This window comes from Rhodococcus xishaensis, assembly GCF_004011825.1.
Taxonomy (GTDB): domain Bacteria; phylum Actinomycetota; class Actinomycetes; order Mycobacteriales; family Mycobacteriaceae; genus Prescottella; species Prescottella xishaensis.
Window position 1 is genome coordinate 1 of sequence record NZ_RKLO01000022.1, and the last position, 299, is coordinate 299.

A 299-nucleotide genomic window follows, 5' to 3' on the forward strand; every position below is an offset into this window, starting at 1 on the left:
GCCGGTGGCCCAACCCCTCGGGGAGGGAGCCGTCGAAGGTGGGATCGGCGATTGGGACGAAGTCGTAACAAGGTAGCCGTACCGGAAGGTGCGGCTGGATCACCTCCTTTCTAAGGAGCATTCTCCAATGTTGTTGTCACGCAGGTGTACAGCGACTTGGCAGAGGCCGTTGAGTCCCCGGATGTGGGACTGCGGTTGCTCATGGGTGGAACACTGACAGCTTCATCCGCGGATCGGTCGGCCACGAGGCCGGCTGGTGGGTGGTATATCGGCGCACTGTTGGGTCCTGAGAGAACACG

General features: G+C 61.5%; 1 rRNA gene. It reads left to right on the forward strand.

From position 1 onward, the window contains the following. A 16S ribosomal RNA gene (locus EGT50_RS16925) occupies positions 1 to 110 on the forward strand; the annotation flags it as partial. Positions 111 to 299 lie beyond the last annotated feature (189 nt).